Genomic DNA, 18478 nt, shown 5'->3' with positions numbered 1-18478 from the left:
GTCAGCGCAGCTCCGCGATGGCGACGGGATCGACGTCGCCATAGGCCTGGTTCTCGCCGGTCATGCCCCAGACGAAGGCATAGCGCCCGGTCCCCGCGCCCATGTGGATCGACCACGCCGGCGACAGCACCATGTCGCCGTTCGCGACGACCAGGTGGCGGGTGTTGTCGGGACGGCCCATGAAGTGCATGACCCGGTCCTCGGGGGCGAGGTCGAAGTAGCAGTAGGCCTCCATCCGCCGTTCGTGAAGATGGGGCGGCATGGTGTTCCAGACCGACTGCTCGGCCAGGTCGGTGATCCCCATCAGCAGCAGGCAGGACGGCGCAACCTCGGGATGGATGTACATGCGCAGGCGGCGGTGGTTGCACTTGGCCGCCTCGCCGAACTCGACCTGCTTGCCCTCGTCGCGGGTGATGAGGCGGTGCGGGATGTCCGCGCCGGCAGGGACCGAGTTCATGTAGAAATGCGCCGGAGCAGAGGCATCGTCGCTGCCCAGCCGGACCTCGCCCGCGCCGCGCCCGACATACAGCACGTCGCGGTTAGCCAGCGCATGGCGGGTGCCGTCCACCTCGACCCAGCCCGCGCCGCCGAGGTTTGCGATCCCCATCTCGCGCGCGTCGAAGAAGCGCGGGGTGCCCACGTCGGCGCCGTCGCCGAAGGAAAGGGGCGCGTCCGTGGGGACCGCCGCCCCGAGGATCATGCGGTCGTAGTGGGTGTAGCAGAAGGCGATCCGCCCCGGCTGGAACAGCCCCTCGACCATGAAGTTGTCGCGCAGGTCGTCGGTCAGCATCGCGTCGATCTGGTCGGGTCCAGCGCCGTAGCGTTGCAGCATGGTCATCGGTCGTTCCTTTCGATCAGGTGCCGGCGTCCCTCGACCAGCGCCAGGATGGCCAGCGACTGCCCATAGGCCGTAGGCTGGATCGGGATGTCGCGGTAGTGTTGCAGGTCGTGGCCCATCCGGGTGCCGTAGCTGACCCCGCCGACGACGCCCTGCGCATCCACCGCGCCGATCACCGCGTCCAGCGCCCGCAGCCCCGCCGCGCGCCAGCGTTCGTCGCCAAGCCCCAGCCGCGCGCCCTTCAGAAGGCCGTAGGCAAACCCGGCCGTCGCCGAGGTTTCGGGATAGCTTTCCGGCTCCTGCAGCAGCGTATGCCACATGCCGGCGGCATCCTGCAGCGGCAGCAGCGCATCCACCTGGTCGCCCAGCAGCGATTCAAGATGCAGCCGCACGCCCGGCGACAGGTCGGCAAGCTCGAACAGGTCCACGAGCCCCGCAGTGATCCACGCGTTCCCCCGCGCCCACAGCGCGCCCGCGAAGTTGTGGCGGCCCGCGAAGGTCCAGCCGTGGAACCACAGGCCGGTGCGGCGGTCGGCAAGGAAATGGGCGTGGGCGAGGAACTGGCGCTCCGCCTCGTCCACCAGCTCGCGCCGGCCCGACGCCTGCCCGTAGGCGGCGAGGAACAGCCCCACCATGTAGAGCGTGTCGTCCCACAGCTCGCCTTCGTTCAGCTTGTCGGACACGTCGTGCTGGAACGCGCCGAAGCCGGTCCGGCCCGCCGCCGTCAGCAGCCGCGCGGTCCAGTCCTCCAGCGCCGCGTGGAACGCGGGGTCCCGCGTCCTGTCCCAGTAGAGCGCGAGCCCCAGCATCGGCGCGGTGGTGTTGATGTTGAGCGGGGGCAGGCCGCGATCAAGCGCGCGGCGGTACCAGCCGTCGATCAGCCGCCCCAGCTCCGGCTCGTGACCCTTGGCGCGCCACAGCTGCACCAGCCCGAACATGCCGACGCCCTGAGGCCATTCCCAGGCGTCGAAGCTGATGTAGTCGCCCGCGCTGCCGTCGAGGTTCGGTTCCACGAAGCGGCCGTCATGCGACAGGCGGGTCAGCCCCGCCACGAGCAGGTCGAGCGTGTCGCCCATCCGCTGCCGCGCATCCAGAATCAGGTCGCCTGCGTCGTCCATGCCGTCCTCCCCCGCCGAGTGAACCTGCTCATGCAACGTTGTTGCAATGTGTAATTTCCTTTCATACCCTCGAACCATGCCGCCCAAGCGCCCCACGATTGCCCGCATCGCCCGCGACCTCGGCGTTTCCACCGCCACGGTGTCGCGCGCGCTGAGCGGCCGGGGCTACGTGCGCGACGAGGTCGTGACCCGCATCCGTGCCCGCGCGCGCGAGCTGAACTATCCGCTGCGAGACGAGACGGTGGGTTCGCGGGTGCTGCTGGTCGCCTCGCACGCGGCGCTTCTCGACCTGCAGCGAAGCCAGTACACGCTGCACGTGCTGGAAGGTCTGCGCGGCCGCGCTGGCGAACTGGGCATCGAGGTCGAGGTGCTGGGCTACGGCCATCCGGCCGAGATCGCGCGGCTGCCCGAAACATACGGCGGCGTCGAAGGCGGGCTGATCGGCATCATCCTGATGACCGTGGACGACGACACGATCGCGCTGGCGCGGTCGCTGCCCTGCGCGGTCGTCCTTCTGAACGACGACGATCCGCTGATGACGATCGACTCGGTCGCGCCCTGCAACCGCTCGGCTGCGGCGCTGGCCGCTTCGCACCTGAAGGCGCTGGGGCACAGCCGGATCGTGTTCCTGACGCGGCCGGGCCGCCGCACCATCGCCCGCAGGCTGGAAGGCGTGCGCGACGAACTCGGCCCTGCGCTGGGGCCCGACCGGATCCTCGAGGTGGACGACTGGACCTCGGACGCCGCCCGCATCCGCATCCGCCGCGCCCTGGGCGACGATCCCGGCTTCACCGCCGTCATCGCCGCCGCCGACATCCTCGCGGCCGGCGCCATCGTGGGGATACAGGAAACCGGCCGGACGGTCCCCGGCGACATTTCAGTCATCGGCATCGACGGCCTGCCGCAGGGCGAGTTCCTGTCGCCTGCGCTGACCACGATCGTGATCCCGATGCGCAGGATCGGGGAAGAGGCGCTGACGCTGATCCAGCAGACTGCGCGGCGGCGGCTGTTCGCCGAGCCGGCGATCCCGCGCAAGATCGAACTCGGCTGCGCTCTGGTGGAACGCGCCTCGACGGGGCCGGTCCGGACGGGCTGACGCGCGTGATGCGAACTCACCTCGCGGGCGGGACGAGCTGCCGCGACATTGCGCCGACAGCCGGGCAACCGAGCCGTGTGGCCGGTCCGGTGAAGTCAGGCGCCGATGGCGCTGAACATCGCACACGCCACCCTTGACGCGCAGCGAACGTAAGCGGCGCATGTCATGGCGCCCCGGCCTTCCACGATGGAGAGGGACAATCACGACTTGCAAACGCGAGATTGACGGGCAGACTGGTCCGCGCCGCCGGTCCGCCGGCATGTCAAACCAAGGGGGAGCTTCACCCATGACCATCCGCCCGATCCTGATCGCCGCGCTGGCGCTGTCAGCCACGCCCGCCTTCGCCGACGATGCCGCCACCTGCGGGACCGTCCGCCTGTCCGATCCGGGCTGGACCGACATCACCGCGACCAACGGGCTCGCCTCGGTCATGCTGGACGCCCTGGGCTACACCCCGGACGTGCAGACCCTGTCGGTGCCGATCGGCTACGAGGCGCTGAAGGGCGGGCAGATCGACGCGTTCCTCGGCAACTGGATGCCGGCGCAGAAGTCGTTCCGCGACGATCTCGACGCGTCGGGCCGCACGACCGAGCTGGTGCAGAACCTCGACGGGGCCAGGTTCACGCTGGGCGTCAACAAGGCAGGCGCGGACCTCGGCGTGAAAGACTTCGCCGACCTCGACGCCCACCGGGACGCGTTCGACGGCAGGATCTACGGGATCGAGCCGGGCGCGCCCGCCAACCAGTCGATCGCGGCGATGATCGCGGCCGACAAGAACGGCCTCGGCGACTGGGAACTGGTGGAATCGGGCGAGCAGGCGATGCTGGCGCAAGTCGCGCGCAACGACCAGGCGAACACGCCGACCGTGTTTCTCGCCTGGGCTCCGCACCCGATGAACATCGCCCACGAGATCACCTACCTGACGGGCGGCGACGAGGAGTTCGGCCCCGATTTCGGCGGCGCGACGGTCCACACGCTGGCGCGCACGGAGTGGGCGCAGGCCTGCCCCAACGCGGCAAGGCTGCTGTCGAACATGACCTTCAGCGTCGACATGGAGAACGCGCTGATGGGCTCGATCCTCGATGACGGCATGACGGGGACCGAGGCCGCAACGGCGTGGCTGCGCGACAACCCCGAGGTCATCACCGAATGGACCACCGGCGTCACCACGCTGGACGGCCAGCCGGGCCTTGACGCAGCAAAGGCCGCGATCGCCGGATGACCAGCGCCGGCCCGGCGGGACGCCGCCCCAACATCCTTATCCTGATGGCCGACCAGCTGTCGGGCGTGTGGTTTCCCGACGGGCCGGCGCCGTTCCTTCGCGCGCCGAACCTCGGCGCGCTGGCCGGGCGGTCGGCGCGCTTCGCCAATGCCTACACCGCCAGCCCGCTTTGCGCGCCGGCCCGCGCCGCCTTCATGTCGGGCCAGCTGCCGCGCCGCACGCGCGTCTACGACAACGCGGCCGAGTTCGGGTCGGACATCCCGACCTATGCCCACCACCTGCGCCGCGCGGGGTATGCGACCGCCCTGTCCGGCAAGATGCACTTCGTCGGCCCCGACCAGCTGCACGGGTTCGAGGAGCGGCTGACGACCGACATCTACCCGGCCGATTTCGGCTGGACCCCCGACTATCGGAAGCCGGGGGAGCGGATCGACTGGTGGTATCACAACATGGGCTCGATCACCGGCGCAGGCGTGGCCGAGATCACCAACCAGTACGAATACGACGACGAGGTCGCCTACAACGCCTGCCGCAAGCTCTACGACCTGTCGCGCGGGGCGGACGCGCGGCCGTGGTGCCTGACGGTCAGCTTCACCCATCCGCACGACCCCTTCGTGGCCCGGCGCCGCTACTGGGACCTGTACGCGCGCGCGCCGGAACTGGAGCCGCCCGAGGCGATCCCCTACGACGCGCAGGACCCCCATTCGCAGCGCATCCTCGACGCCTGCGACTGGCGGCGCTACGACATCACGGACGACCAGATCCGCCGCGCGCGGCAGGGCTACTTCGCCAACATCAGCTACATCGACGACAAGATCGGCGAGATCATGGGCGTGCTGCGCGATACCCGGCAGGAAGCGGTCGTCGTCTTCCTGTCCGACCATGGCGAGATGCTCGGCGACCGCGGGCTGTGGTTCAAGATGAACTTCTTCGACCCGTCCGCGCGCGTGCCGCTGATGATCGCCGCGCCGGGCATGCCGGCGGGCCGGGTGGACACGCCGGTTTCCACCATCGACCTGCTGCCGACGCTGGCGGACCTGGTCGCGCTGCCGATGGAGGAGGTGAGCCCGTGGACCGACGGGCAGTCGCTGGTGCCGGTGGCGAGCGGCGCAGACCGCGCCCCGGTGGTCATGGAGTATGCGGCCGAGGCAAGCGTCTCGCCCATGGTCGCGATCCGGGACGGGCGCTGGAAGTACACCGCCTGCCTCGCCGATCCGGAGCAGCTCTTCGACCTTCACGCCGATCCCGGCGAGCGCATCGATCTTGCAGGCGATCCCGCCCATGCAGGCACGGTGGAGCGGTTGCGGGCCATGGCGGCGGCGCGGTGGGATCTGAACGCCTACGACGCCGAGGTGCGCCAGAGCCAGGCGCGGCGCTGGATCGTCTACGAGGCGCTGCGGAACGGGGCCTATTTCCCGTGGGACTACCAGCCGCTGATGCAGGCGTCGGAACGCTACATGCGCAACCACATGAACCTCGACATCCTCGAGGAGAGCAAGCGCTTCCCGCGCGGCGAGTGAGCGCGGCAAGACAGAACAAACGCGGCGCATTGCGCGCATTGACTTGCAAAGCCGCGGGGGTTTGATAGCTGGAAACCATGACATTGTGGACTCCAGACCCCGCCACGCTGACGCGCCCGGCCTACCTGTCGCTCGCTGAACAACTCGCGCAGGCGATCCGGCGCGGGCAGATCGCGCCCGGCGAGCGGCTGATGCCGCAGCGGCAGCTCGCGCATCGGCTGGCCCTGTCGCTGCAGACCGTGTCGCGCGCCTACGAGGAGCTGATCCGGCGCGGCCTCGTGTCGGGCGAGGTCGGGCGGGGCAGCTTCGTCCTGCCGGCCGAGACGCGCGCGCCCTACCTGTCCCAGCGCAGCGGTGAGGTCGTGGACCTGTCGATCCTGAAGCCAGTCACCTCGCGGCTGCATGTCGACCGGATGCGCGACGGGCTCGCGTGGCTGGCGCAGAACATGCCGGCGCAGGACGCGCTGTCGTTCCGCCCGAACTCGGTCCTGCCGCCGCACCGCAACGTCGCGGCGAAGTGGCTGGCGCAGGGCGGGATCGATGTCGCGCCCGAGCGGATCGTCATCACCGACGGGGCCACGCCCGCGATATCGACCGCGGTGATGACGGCCGTTCCGCCCGGCGGCACGCTGGCGGCGGCGCGGCTGACCCACCACCTGCTCATCCCCCTCGCCCGCTACCTCGGCCTGCACCTGGAACCGCTGGACATCGACGACGACGGGATCATCCCCGCCTCACTCGACCGGGCCGCCCGGCGCGGTTCCGTCGCTGCCGTCTACCTGCAGCCTGCGGCGATCAACCCGCGCGCGGTGGTGACCAGCGCCGCGCGTCGGGCCGAGATCGTCGAGGTCGCGCGCCGCCACGACCTGATGATCGTGGAAAACGACGTGCTGAACACGCTGATCGTGGACCGGCCCGCGCCGTTCGTGTCGCTTGCGCCCGAGCGCGTGCTCCACATCAGCGGCTTCACCAAGATCACCCTGCCCGGCTTGCGCCTTGCCTATCTCGTCGTGCCGGAACGGCTGGCGACGGCGGCGGCGAACCGGCACCTCGTCACCAACTGGATCGCGACCCCGGTGATGGTCGAACTGCTCAGCCACTGGATCGGTGACGGCACCGTCGCCGCGCTGATCGACTGGCAGCGCGCCGCGCTGTCCGAACGCCACGCGCTTGCGGCCGAGATGCTGCGCGGCGTGCCCTTCCGCGCCCATCCGCAAAGCCTTCACCTGTGGCTGGAACTGCCGTCCGACACCGACGAGGATTCGTTCGTGGCGCAGGCGCATGCCGGCGGGGTTGCGGTCGCGTCGGCCCGCGCCTTCCGCCTGGGCGAACGGCAGGGCGCCGGGGCGGTGCGGATCGCGCTGGGATCGACCGACGCGGCCGGGCTGCGCCACGGCCTGGGCGTGATCCGCGACATGCTCGCCAGGACCACGGAGCCGTTCCTGCCGATGATCTGAGCACGCCAGCGCGGCGACCTGTACAAATTGTCATGATACGAGAAACGTGATTGACATGATCGTCCATCAGTTCAATGCTGCCGGCAGCAAGGCGAGGCAGGACTTGGACGACGCACCGATCATCCGCATCCACGACCTGAGGAAATCCTTCGGATCGCTCACCGTCATCGACGGGCTGTCGTTCGAAGTGCACCGGGGCGAGAAGCTCGCCCTGATCGGCCCGTCAGGGTCGGGCAAGACCACCATCCTGCGCATGCTCATGACGCTCGAGACGATCTCGGGCGGGCGGATCGAGGTCTGCGGCGAGCCGCTCTACCACATGAGCCGGAACGGGGCCGAGGTGCCGGCGGACGAGGCGCACCTGCACGAGATGCGCCGGCACATCGGCATGGTGTTCCAGCACTTCAACCTGTTCCCGCACAAGTCGGTCATCGACAACATCACCCTCGCCCCGATGCTGACGCAGGGGGTGGCGCGGGCGGACGCGGAAAGGCAGGCGCGCGAGCTTCTCGAGATGGTGGGGCTGGCCGACAAGGAAGCGTCGATGCCGTCGCAGCTGTCGGGCGGGCAGAAGCAGCGCGTGGCGATCGCCCGCGCGCTGGCCCTGAAGCCCGAGATCATGCTGTTCGACGAGGTCACCTCCGCCCTCGATCCCGAACTGGTCGAGGAGGTGCTGGAGGTCATGAAGCGCCTCGCCGCCGAGACCGACATGACCATGCTCCTCGTCACGCACGAGATGGGCTTCGCGCGCGAGTTCGCCGACCGCGTCCTGTTCTTCGACAGGGGCCGGATCTGCGAGCAGGGCACGCCGGAACAGATCTTCACCAATCCTGCGCAGGACCGCACTCGGACCTTCCTGCGCAAGATCATCGCCGCGGGCCACCGCGTCTGAACGACTGCAGGAACGATAACGAAAACAGACCAACAGCGGAGAAGAGAATGAAGACCTGTGTGCTTGCCGCAATGCTTCTCGCCGCGCCGGCGGTGACGTCGGCGCAGACGCTCGACGACCTGAAATCCGACGGCAACGTCACCATCGCCATCGGCAACGAGCCCCCTTTCACCGCGATCGATTCCAGCGGCAAGGTGTCGGGCGCGGCCCCCGACGTCGCCCGCGCGGTGTTCGAGAAGCTGGGCGTCGCCAATCTCGACGCGCAGGTGATCGAATACGGCGCGATGATCCCCAGCCTTCAGGCCAGGCGCGTCGACGCGATCGCCGCAGGCCTGTTCATGAAGCCCGAGCGCTGCGCCGCGGTCGATTACTCCCAGCCCGTGCTGTGCGACGCCGAGGCGCTGCTTCTGCCCGCCGGCAACCCCAAGGGGTTCAAGTCCTATGCCGACTTCGCGTCGAACCCCGATGCGCGGATCGGCGCGCCGGGCGGCGGGACCGAGGAGAAGCTCGCGCTGGAAGCGGGCGTGCCGCGTGACCGCGTCGTGGTCGTGCCCGACGCGCAATCGGGCCTGAAGATGCTGCAGGACGGCCGCATCGACGCCTATTCGCTGCCGGTCCTGTCGCTCAACGACCTGCTGGCCAAGTCGGGTGACGCGAAGCTCGAAGTATTCGCGCCCGTCGAAGGCGCGCCGGTCTATTGCGACGGCGTCGCGTTCCGCAAAGGTAACACCGAACTGCGCGACGCCTTCGACGTCGAGCTGGCGAAGCTGAAGGAATCGGGCGAGTTCGCGAAGATCATCGAACCCTACGGCTTCTCGGCCCAGGCGGCGCTTTCCACCGACCGCGACACGCTCTGCGCGCAGGAGTGACCACGGGGGTCGCGGGGCGCCAGGTGCCGCGGCCATCCCCTTCCATCTGAAACCACGGGCAGGACCGGGGCCGCATGGGCGACTGGACTGGATATCTGTTGCTGATCCTCGACGGCGCGTGGGTGACCGTGCGCCTGACGGTGATGGGCTGCGCGCTGGCGCTGGTGGTCGCGTTCATCGCGGGGCTCGGCCGGATCGCGCCGTGGGCGCCGGTCCGCTGGCTCGCGACCGCCTACATCGAGATCTTCCGCGGCACCTCGATCTTCGTCCAGCTGTTCTGGATCTACTTCGTCCTGCCGCTGACGGGCGTCGCCCTGACGCCGATGCAGGCCGGCGTGCTTGCGCTGGGGCTGAACGTCGGCGCCTACGGGGCCGAGGTCGTGCGCGGGGCGATCCTCGCCGTCCCGCGCGACCAGTACGAGGCGACGGTCGCCCTGAACCTGACCGGCTGGCAGCGGCTGCGCCACGTCATCCTGCCGCAGGCGCTGCCGCTGATGCTGCCGACCTTCGGCAACAACGCGATCGAGCTTCTCAAGGCGACCGCCGTCGTCTCGCTGATCTCGCTGTCCGACATGACCTTCCAGGCGCAGATCGTGCGCTCGCAGACCGGCAACACGATCCTGCCTTTCGTGACCATCCTGGTCATCTACTTCGCGCTGTCACTGCTGATCGCGGCGATCATGGGCCGCATCGAACGGCGTGTCACCCGCGGCCTGGACGGGGTGCGCTGATGGACTGGGACTGGCAGTTCGCCCGCGAGATCACGCCGATCCTGCTGCAGGGCCTGAAGGTCACGCTCATCGCGACGATCCTCGGCGCCGCCGTCGCGGCGGTGCTGGGCCTCGTCTTCGCGCTGCTGCGGCGGTCATCGAACCGGGTCGTCGCCCGCACGGCAGGCTTCCTGGTGCAGTTCATCCGCGGGACGCCGCTGCTGGTGCAGCTCTACTTCATCTTCTACGTGCTGCCGGACATCGGCATCCGCCTGCCGGCGCTGGCCGCGGGCGTGATCGGGATGGGCCTGCACTACGCGACCTACGCGGCCGAGGTCTATCGCGGCGGGATCGAGGCGGTGGCGCGCGGGCAGTGGGAAGCGGCGCGGGCCACGAACCTCACCATGCGCCAGACCTGGACCCACGTGATCCTGCCGCAGGCGCTGCCGCCGATGATCCCGGCGCTCGCGAACTACCTGCTGGCCATGTTCAAGGAAACGCCGCTGCTGTCGGCGATCACGGTGCTGGAGATGATGAACCAGGCCAAGTCGGTCGCGAACTCCACCTACCGCTATGTCGAGCCGATGACGTTGGTCGGCGTGTTCTTCCTGATCATCAGCCTGATCTCGGTCGCGGGCCTGCGCTGGCTCGAACGCCGCTACGGGAGACGGACATGACCGCCCTGCCCCGCCTGCCCCGCATACCCGTGGCCCCGCAGCTCTCGGGCCTGCCGGTGTCGCTGGACGACCAGCCGACGCCGCGCCGGATCGGGCTGATCGCGCTCTCGACCGACATGACGACCGAGGTGGATTATGCCCGGATGCTGAGCCCCCGCGGCATTGCGGTCCACGCGACGCGGATCCCGTTCGCGAACCCGGTGGCGCCCGCGACGCTGGCCGCGATGGCACCCGACATCACCCAGGCGGCGCAACTGATCCTGCCGGACGAGACGCTGGACGCGGTGGTGTACAGCTGCACCTCGGCTTCGGTCGTGATCGGCGACGCGGCGGTGCGCACGGCTATTTCCGCCGGAAAGCCGGCGGCGAGGGCGATCACCCCGATCTCGGCCGGGCTCGCGGCGCTGCGGGCAATGCGCGCGCGCCGCATCTCGCTGCTGACGCCCTATGTCCCCGAGACGACAGTGCCGATGGCCGACCTGTTCGCGGCGGAAGGATTTGCGCTGGTCCGCGTGACCTGCATGGGGCTGTCGGACGACAGGGCGATGGCGCGGATCGACGCGCAGACGCTCGTGCAACAGGCGCGGGCGGCGACGGCCAAAGGGTCGGACGCGCTGTTCATCGCCTGCACCGCGCTGCGCGCGGCGGCCTGGATCGACCGGCTCGAGGAAGCGGCGGGCGTGCCCGTGGTGTCGGCGAACCTCGCCACCGCCTGGGCCGTGCTGCGGGCCTGCGGCGACACGGGCGCGGCCGCGCCCGGCGCGCTGATGAGGACGCCATGACCGCCCTGCCCGTCACGCTGGACGACATCGCCGCCGCCCGGGCGCGGATCGCGGGCCGCGTCCGGCGCACGCCGATGCTGGCCGATCCGGTGCTGGCGCGGCGCCTTGGCGTCCCCGTCCTGATGAAGGCCGAGCACCTGCAGGAAACCGGCGCGTTCAAGCTGCGCGGGGCGACCAGCGCGGTGCTGGCGCTTTCGCCCGATGCGCTTTCCCGCGGGGTCGTCACCGCCTCGACCGGCAATCACGGCCGCGCGCTCGCCCACGCGGCGAAGCTTGCCGGCACCCGCGCGGTCGTCTGCCTGTCGCGGCTCGTGCCGCAGAACAAGGTCGCGGCGATCCGCGCGCTTGGCGCCGAGGTGCGGATCGTCGGCGCGAGCCAGGACGAGGCGATGGTCGAGGTCGCCCGCGCCGTCCGCGACGAGGGGCTGACCGAGATCGCGCCCTTCGACGACGCGGCGGTCGTCGCGGGTCAGGGCACGATCGGGCTGGAGATCGTCGAGGACGCGCCCGACGCCGCGGCCATCCTCGTGCCGCTGTCGGGCGGCGGGCTGATCGCGGGGGTCGCGGTCGCGGTCAAGGCGCTGCGGCCGGACGCGCGGATCGTCGGCGTCACGATGGAAAGCGGCGCCGCGATGATCGCAAGCCTCGCCGCGGGCGCCCCGGTCGAGGTCGAGGAAACCGCGAGCCTCGCGGATTCGCTCGGCGGCGGCGTGGGGCTGCAGAACCGCGTGACCTTCCCGATCTGCCGCGCGCTGCTGGACGAAACCGTGCTCGTGACCGAGGCCGAGATCGCGGGCGCCATGCGTCACCTGGCCGCGCTGGGACACGTCGTGGAAGGCGCGGCCGCCGTCGGCACCGCGGCCTTGCTCTCGGGCAAGGTCCGCGCACAGGGGCCGGCGGGCGGCCCGGTCGTCACCGTCCTGTCGGGCGGCAACGTGGACCCCGCGCTTCATGCCCGCGTCGTTGCCGGCGCGAACTCGGCGGAATCGGCATGAACCGCCCGCCCGTCACGATCCTCACCGAAGCCGACCTGCGCGCGCTGGTGCCGCTGGACATGGACGCGATCGACTGCGTGGAACGCGCGTTCCTCGCGCTTGCCACCGAAGCAGTGGCGATGCCGCCGATCCTGCGTCTCGACATCCCCGAACACCGGGGCGAAGTCGACGTGAAGACCGCCTACATTCCCGGCGTCGATCACTTCGCGATCAAGATCAGCCCCGGTTTCTTCGGCAACCCGGCGCTGGGGCTGCCGTCAACCAACGGGATGATGGTCGTCCTGTCGGCCCGCACAGGGCTGGTCGAGGCGCTGCTGCTGGACAACGGCTACCTGACCGACGTGCGGACCGCCGCCGCCGGGGCTGTCGCGGCGAAGCACCTCGCGCGCGAGGATGCGTCGGTCGCGGCGATCCTCGGCGCGGGGATGCAGGCGCGGATGCAGCTGGCCGCGCTGGCGCAGGTGCGGAAGCTTTCCGCCGCGCGGGTCTGGGCGCGCGATCCCGCGAAGGCCGCCGATTTCGCCCGCGACATGACGGCGCGGATGGGCTTTCCCGTCACGGCCGCCGCGACGGTCGCAAAGGCCGCACGCGGCGCCGGCGTGATCGTCACCACCACCCCCGCCGACCGACCGATCCTGGACGCCGGCGACGTCCTCCCCGGCGCCCACGTCACCGCGATGGGATCGGATGCCGAGCACAAGAACGAGCTCGACCCCGCGCTCGTCGCGTCTGCCACCTACGTCGCCGACCGGCTGGCGCAGACCCGCCGCCTCGGCGAATGGCACCACGCCATCGCCGCGGGGCTGGTCGCGGAAGCCGACGGACGCCCCGAGCTGGGCCAGGTCATCGCGGGCCACGCGCCGGGCCGCACCCGCCCGGACGAGATCACCGTGGCCGACCTGACCGGCACCGGCATCCAGGACACCGCCATCGCCGCCCTTGCCCTGACGCGCGCCCGCGCCGCCGGGGCCGGCCGGACCTTCACCCCCTGAGGACAGCATGCCCGACATCCCCCTGAAGTTCAGCCGAGCCGAATACGCCGACCGCCTGCAGAAGACCCGCCGCGCGATGGAGGAGAAGGGCGTCGACCTGCTGATCGTCAGCGATCCCAGCAACATGAACTGGCTGACGGGTTATGACGGCTGGTCGTTCTACGTCCACCAGGCGGTGATCGTGCCACCCGAGGGCGAGCCGATCTTCTTCGGGCGGGGCATGGACGCGGTGGGGGCGCGCTTCACCGCCTATCTCTCCGAGGACAACATCATCGGCTACGCCGACGATTACGTGCAGAACACGGCGAAGCACCCGATGGATCTTCTGTCCTCGATCCTGAAGGACAAGGGCTGGGGCGCCAGGCGGATCGGCGTCGAGATGGACAACTACTGGTTCTCGGCCCGCGCCTTCGCCGCGCTGCAGGCAGGGCTGCCCGACGCGAGATTCCACGACACGACCGCGCTCGTGAACTGGCAGCGGGCGGTGAAGTCGGGGGCAGAGCTCGACTGCATGCGCAAGGCGGGCGCGATCGTCACCGAGATGCACCGCCGCATCGTCGAGGTGATCGAGCCGGGGATGCGCAAGAACGACCTCGTGGCCGAGATCTACGACGCCGGCATCCGCGGCACGGCCGATTTCGGCGGCGACTACCCGGCCATCGTGCCGCTGCTGCCGTCGGGGCGCGAGGCGGCGGCCGCGCACCTCACCTGGGACGACAGGCCGTTGAAGTCGGGCGAAGGCACGTTCTTCGAGATCGCGGGCTGCTACAACCGCTATCACTGCCCGCTGTCGCGCACGGTGTTCCTGGGCAAGCCCCCCAAGGTCTTCGTCGAGGGCGAAAAGGCCGTGCTGGAAGGCATGGCGGCCGGGCTGGACGCCGCCCGCGCCGGGAACACCTGCGAGGAGTTCGCGGGCGCGTTCTATTCGGTCCTCGCGAAATACGGGATCCACAAGGACGGCCGCACCGGCTACCCGATCGGGGTGAGCTACCCGCCCGACTGGGGCGAACGCACCATGTCGCTGCGCCCGGGCGACCGGACCGTGCTGCAGCCGGGGATGACGTTCCATTTCATGACCGGCCTCTGGTCCGACGAGATGGGGCTGGAGATCACCGAGACCATCGCCATCACCGACGGAGCGCCGGAACTGCTGGCGAACGTGCCGCGCAAGCTTTTCGTGAAGGACTGAACCCATGCCCGCGACTCCCGAGGGGCTGCGCCCCTCGCCGGTGCTGGCCACGGTCGATTACGACCGGGACGGCATCCAGCACGGCTTCCTGCGCCTGCCCTACAGCCGCGACGACAGCGCCTGGGGATCGGTGGTCATCCCGATCACCGTGATCAGGAACGGCGAGGGGCCGACGGCGCTTCTGACCGGCGCCAACCACGGCGACGAATACGAAGGACCGCTGGCGCTGTTCGACCTGGCCGCGAACCTCGCGGTCGAGAATGTGACGGGACGCATCATCATCGTGCCCGCGATGAACCAGCCCGCCTTCGCGGCCGGCACGCGGACCTCGCCCATCGACCGCGGCAACCTGAACCGCAGCTTCCCGGGGCGCCCCGACGGGACGGTGACGGAAAAGATCGCGGACTACTTCCAGCGCGTGCTGCTGCCGATGGCCGACGTGGTGCTGGACTACCATTCGGGCGGCAAGACGCTGGATTTCCTGCCCTTCTGCGCCGCCCACATCCTGCCCGGCGACAACCCCGAGACGCGCGCGCAGGAAGCCCGCGCCTTCGAGCTGGTCGAGGCGTTCGGCGCGCCGTGGAGCGTGCGGATGCTGGAAATCGACGCCATCGGCATGTACGACACCGCCGCCGAGGAAATGGGCAAGGTGTTCGTCACGACCGAACTCGGCGGCGGCGGCACCGCGACCGCCCGCACCGTCCGGATCGCGCGGCAGGGGCTGCGCAACGTCCTGACCGCCTTCGGGATCCTGCAGGGCGAGGTGCCGCAGGCCAGGACGCGCTGGCTCGACATGCCCGACAGCGACTGCTTCGTCTTCGCCGATGACGGCGGCCTGGTCGAGTTTCACGCCGACCTGGGCGACATGGTGAAGAAGGGCGCCCCGATCGCGCGGCTCTGGCCGACGGGGCGCACCGGGGTCCAGCCTTCGGTCCTGCTTGCGGGCCGGTCGGGAATCATGTGCGCGCGCCATGTGCCGGGCATCGTGAAGCCCGGCGACTGCGTGGCGGTAGTGGGCGTGGAGGTCGGCGGCGCCGAGGACATGGAGGGGCCAGGCCCGCGCGAGCTCGAGGGGATGATCTGATGGACCTCGAGCTGAACGATCCCGCGCTGCTTCGCACCGACGGGTATGTCGGCGGCCGCTGGATCCGGGGCGCGGATCGGTTCGCCGTGACGGACCCCGCCACCGGCGGCACGGTGGCCCGGGTCGCGCGGCTCGACGCGGATGCCGCGCGCGAGGCGGTCGACGTGGCCCATGCCGCCTTCGACGACTGGGCATGGGAACTGCCGCAGGTGCGGGCCGAGTCGCTCTGGCGCTGGTTCGAGCTGATCATGCAGAACCGCCACGACCTGGCCCGGATCATGGTCGCCGAACAGGGCAAGCCCCTGTCCGAGGCCCTGGGCGAAATCGACTACGCCGCCTCGTTCGTGCAATTCTACGCCGAGGAGGCCAAGCGCCCGAACATCGAAAGCGTCACCTCGCACCTCGCCACCGCCGAGATGGAGGTCTGGCGGGAGCCTGTCGGCGTCGCGGCGCTGGTCACGCCGTGGAACTTCCCCTCGGCGATGCTGACCCGCAAGGCCGCGGCCGCCATCGCCGCCGGCTGCACGGTCGTCTGCCACCCGTCCGCCGAAACGCCGCTGTCGGCGCTGGCGCTGGCGGAACTCGCCCACCGCGCGGGCTTGCCGGCGGGCGTCTTCAACGTCCTGCCCGGCGACGCGCCCGAAGTCGTCGGCGCCTGGACCGCGCACCCGCGCGTCCGCGCGCTCAGCTTCACCGGCTCGACCGGGATCGGCAAGCTCCTCTACCGCCAGTCCGCCGACACGGTGAAGCGGCTGGTGCTGGAACTGGGCGGCCACGCGCCCTTCATCGTCTTCGCCGAGGCCGACCTCGACCTCGCCGTGGCCGAGGCGGTCAAGGCCAAGTTCGCGACATCGGGGCAGGACTGCCTTGGCGCGAACCGCTTCCTGGTGGAACGCCCCGTCTACGACCGCTTCTGCGATGCGTTCGCCGAAAAGGCGCGGGCGCTGACGCTGGGGCCGGGGATGGACGACCGCGACCTCGGGCCACTGATGAACGAACGCGCGGTCGCCAAGCAGGAGGAACACGTGGCGGACGCGCTGGGGCGTGGCGCGAAGCTGCTCACAGGCGGCGCCCGCGACCCGCAGGGACCGCTGTTCTACCCGGCCACCGTTCTTGCCGACGTGCCGACCGACGCGCTGGTCTTCCACGAGGAAACCTTCGGCCCGGTCGCGGCCATCGCCCCCTTCGACACCGAGGACGAGGCGGTCGCCATCGCCAACGCGACCGAATACGGCCTGATCGCCTATGTCCACAGCCAGGACCCGCGCCGCATCTACCGCATCTCGCGCGCGCTCGACTTCGGCATGGTCGCGGTCAACCGCACCAAGGTCACGGGCGCGCCGATCCCGTTCGGGGGCATGAAGCAGTCCGGCCTCGCCCGCGAAGGCTCGCGCCACGGGCTCGAGGCCTTCACCGACATCAAGTACGTCTGCCGTGACTGGTCAGAGTAAGGAGACACCCATGCTTACCAACGACGAACTCGCCAAGTGGGACCGCGAGAACTTCTTCCACCCCTCGACCCACCTCGCCCAGTTCGCGCGCGGCGAGGCGCCGCAGCGGATCGTGACGGGGGGCGAGGGCAGCCACATCACCGACCGTGACGGCAACCGCGTGCTGGACGGCTTCGCCGGGCTCTACTGCGTGAACGTGGGCTACGGCCGGCAGGAGATCGCGGAGGCGATCGCGGCGCAGGCGCGCGAGCTGGCCTACTACCACGCCTATGCGGGCGCTGGGTCCGAGGCCGCGATCACGCTGTCGAAGATGGTCATGGACCGCGCGCCGAAGGACATGGCGCGGGTCTACTTCGGCCTGTCCGGCTCGGACGCGAACGAGACGAACATCAAGCTCGTCTGGTACTACAACAACGTGCGCGGCCTGCCGCAGAAGAAGAAGATCATCTCGCGCTGGCGCGGCTATCACGGGTCGGGGCTGATGACCGGCTCGCTCACCGGGCTGGATCTGTTCCACAGGAAGTTCGACCTGCCGCTGGCACAGGTGATCCATACCGAGGCGCCCTACTATTTCCGCCGGGCCGATCTCTCGATGTCAGAGGCTGACTTCGTGGCGCATTGCGCGGACCAGCTGGAAAGGCTGATCGCGGCAGAGGGCGCGGACACCATCGCCGCCTTCATCGGCGAGCCGGTGCTGGGCACGGGCGGGATCGTGCCGCCGCCCGAGGGCTATTGGGACGCGATCCAGAAGGTGCTTGCGCGCCACGACATCCTGCTGATCGCGGACGAGGTCGTGACGGGCTTCGGCCGGCTGGGCACGATGTTCGGGTCGGACCACTACGGCATGAAGCCCGACCTCATCACCTGCGCGAAGGGCCTGACCTCGGCCTATGCGCCGCTTTCGGCCAGCATCGTCGGGAACCGGGTTTGGGACGTGCTGATGCAGGGCAGCGACGAATACGGCGTGCTGGGCCACGGCTGGACCTATTCGGCCCACCCGATCGGGGCGGCTGCCGGGGTGGCGAACCTGAACCTGATCGACAGCATGGGGCTGGTCGCGAACGCGGGCGAGGTCGGGGCCTACCTGAACCGGCAGATGGCCGATGCGCTGGGCGGGCACGCGCATGTGGGCGACGTGCGCGGCGAAGGGATGCTGTGCGCGGTCGAGATGGTCCGCGCGCGCGAGGGGCGCAGGTTCTTCGAGGCGTCCGAGGGGATCGGGGCCAAGGTCGCCGGCGCCATGATGCGGCGCGGCGTGATCGCGCGGGCCATGCCGCAGGGCGACATCCTGGGCTTTGCCCCGCCGCTGTGCCTGACCCGCGAGGAAGCCGACACAATCGTGTCGGTGACGAGGGACTCGATCGTGGAGATCCTCGGCAATGGCTGACGGGCTCGCGGCCGCGATGCAGGCCGCGATCCCGACCGGGCACGGCGGACCCGAGATGAATGCGGCGCGGTTGCGAGTGGTGTCGAAGACCCGCTTTGGCGAAGGTCGCCTTCCTGGTCACGACTGGCGGGGAACGCCGCGTCATCGGAAAAAAAGGCTGCGGACGCGGAGCGCGGCTGGGCGGAGAACGGTGCCGCCA

The 18478-nt window shown here is 70.0% G+C and carries 17 protein-coding genes; 15 read left to right on the top strand and 2 right to left on the bottom strand.

Annotated features, from left to right (window positions below; all coding sequences use genetic code 11):
• Position 1: 1 nt before the first annotated feature.
• Together kduI and bglB are read right to left on the bottom strand one after the other, a co-directional pair.
• A complete protein-coding gene (gene kduI / locus ELI80_RS02200) occupies positions 2-838 on the bottom strand; it encodes a 5-dehydro-4-deoxy-D-glucuronate isomerase (RefSeq protein WP_201740521.1) in 837 nt (278 codons plus the stop codon).
• Positions 835-1956, bottom strand: coding sequence for a beta-galactosidase BglB (bglB, locus tag ELI80_RS02195; RefSeq protein ID WP_201740520.1), 1122 nt, complete (start codon positions 1954-1956; stop codon positions 835-837). Before bglB ends, kduI begins: the two co-directional genes overlap by 4 nt.
• Positions 1957-2032: 76 nt before the next feature.
• On the opposite strand from bglB, the gene ELI80_RS02190 reads away from it, so the two are divergent.
• The 15 genes from ELI80_RS02190 to ELI80_RS02120 all read left to right on the top strand — a co-directional run bounded on the left by ELI80_RS02190 (position 2033) and on the right by ELI80_RS02120 (position 18279).
• Positions 2033-3052, top strand: a complete 1020-nt coding sequence (locus ELI80_RS02190; protein ID WP_161596411.1) for a LacI family DNA-binding transcriptional regulator — start codon at positions 2033-2035, stop codon at positions 3050-3052.
• Positions 3053-3338: 286 nt separating this feature from the next.
• Positions 3339-4274: a choline ABC transporter substrate-binding protein gene (choX, locus tag ELI80_RS02185; protein ID WP_136649357.1), complete on the top strand. Its 936-nt coding sequence runs from the start codon at positions 3339-3341 to the stop codon at positions 4272-4274.
• The gene (gene betC / locus ELI80_RS02180) at positions 4271-5794 is read left to right on the top strand and encodes a choline-sulfatase (protein ID WP_136649356.1); all 1524 of its coding nucleotides are present in this window, start codon (positions 4271-4273) and stop codon (positions 5792-5794) included. Before choX ends, betC begins: the two co-directional genes overlap by 4 nt.
• A gap of 77 nt (positions 5795-5871) precedes the next feature.
• Complete coding sequence (ehuR, locus tag ELI80_RS02175) at positions 5872-7251, top strand: MocR-like ectoine utilization transcription factor EhuR (RefSeq protein WP_136649355.1); 1380 nt, start codon at positions 5872-5874, stop codon at positions 7249-7251.
• A gap of 55 nt (positions 7252-7306) precedes the next feature.
• Positions 7307-8143, top strand: a complete 837-nt coding sequence (gene ehuA / locus ELI80_RS02170) for an ectoine/hydroxyectoine ABC transporter ATP-binding protein EhuA (RefSeq protein WP_136649354.1) — start codon at positions 7307-7309, stop codon at positions 8141-8143.
• A gap of 47 nt (positions 8144-8190) precedes the next feature.
• Positions 8191-9012, top strand: a complete 822-nt coding sequence (ehuB, locus tag ELI80_RS02165) for an ectoine/hydroxyectoine ABC transporter substrate-binding protein EhuB (RefSeq protein WP_136649353.1) — start codon at positions 8191-8193, stop codon at positions 9010-9012.
• A 74-nt stretch (positions 9013-9086) separates the two neighbouring features.
• Positions 9087-9743, top strand: coding sequence for an ectoine/hydroxyectoine ABC transporter permease subunit EhuC (ehuC, locus tag ELI80_RS02160; RefSeq protein ID WP_136649352.1), 657 nt, complete (start codon positions 9087-9089; stop codon positions 9741-9743).
• The gene (ehuD, locus tag ELI80_RS02155) at positions 9743-10399 is read left to right on the top strand and encodes an ectoine/hydroxyectoine ABC transporter permease subunit EhuD (protein ID WP_136649351.1); all 657 of its coding nucleotides are present in this window, start codon (positions 9743-9745) and stop codon (positions 10397-10399) included. The genes ehuC and ehuD overlap by 1 nt, the downstream gene beginning before the upstream one ends.
• The gene (locus tag ELI80_RS02150) at positions 10396-11181 is read left to right on the top strand and encodes an aspartate racemase/maleate isomerase family protein (protein WP_136649350.1); all 786 of its coding nucleotides are present in this window, start codon (positions 10396-10398) and stop codon (positions 11179-11181) included. The genes ehuD and ELI80_RS02150 overlap by 4 nt, the downstream gene beginning before the upstream one ends.
• Complete coding sequence (gene eutB, locus ELI80_RS02145; protein WP_136649349.1) at positions 11178-12176, top strand: hydroxyectoine utilization dehydratase EutB; 999 nt, start codon at positions 11178-11180, stop codon at positions 12174-12176. Before ELI80_RS02150 ends, eutB begins: the two co-directional genes overlap by 4 nt.
• Positions 12173-13168: a cyclodeaminase gene (locus tag ELI80_RS02140; protein WP_136649348.1), complete on the top strand. Its 996-nt coding sequence runs from the start codon at positions 12173-12175 to the stop codon at positions 13166-13168. Before eutB ends, ELI80_RS02140 begins: the two co-directional genes overlap by 4 nt.
• A gap of 7 nt (positions 13169-13175) precedes the next feature.
• A complete protein-coding gene (doeA, locus tag ELI80_RS02135; RefSeq protein WP_136649347.1) occupies positions 13176-14357 on the top strand; it encodes an ectoine hydrolase DoeA in 1182 nt (393 codons plus the stop codon).
• 4 nt (positions 14358-14361) lie between these two features.
• Complete coding sequence (gene doeB / locus ELI80_RS02130) at positions 14362-15441, top strand: N(2)-acetyl-L-2,4-diaminobutanoate deacetylase DoeB (RefSeq protein WP_136649346.1); 1080 nt, start codon at positions 14362-14364, stop codon at positions 15439-15441.
• Positions 15441-16892: an NAD-dependent succinate-semialdehyde dehydrogenase gene (locus tag ELI80_RS02125; RefSeq protein WP_136649345.1), complete on the top strand. Its 1452-nt coding sequence runs from the start codon at positions 15441-15443 to the stop codon at positions 16890-16892. The genes doeB and ELI80_RS02125 overlap by 1 nt, the downstream gene beginning before the upstream one ends.
• Positions 16893-16902: 10 nt before the next feature.
• Positions 16903-18279 (top strand): aminotransferase, encoded by a 1377-nt coding sequence (locus tag ELI80_RS02120; protein ID WP_136649344.1) that lies wholly within the window; start codon positions 16903-16905, stop codon positions 18277-18279.
• Positions 18280-18478: the final 199 nt, after the last annotated feature.

The organism is Paracoccus aeridis, assembly GCF_004923205.2.
GTDB lineage: Bacteria > Pseudomonadota > Alphaproteobacteria > Rhodobacterales > Rhodobacteraceae > Paracoccus > Paracoccus aeridis.
This window is presented reverse-complemented; position numbering and strand designations above follow the sequence as displayed.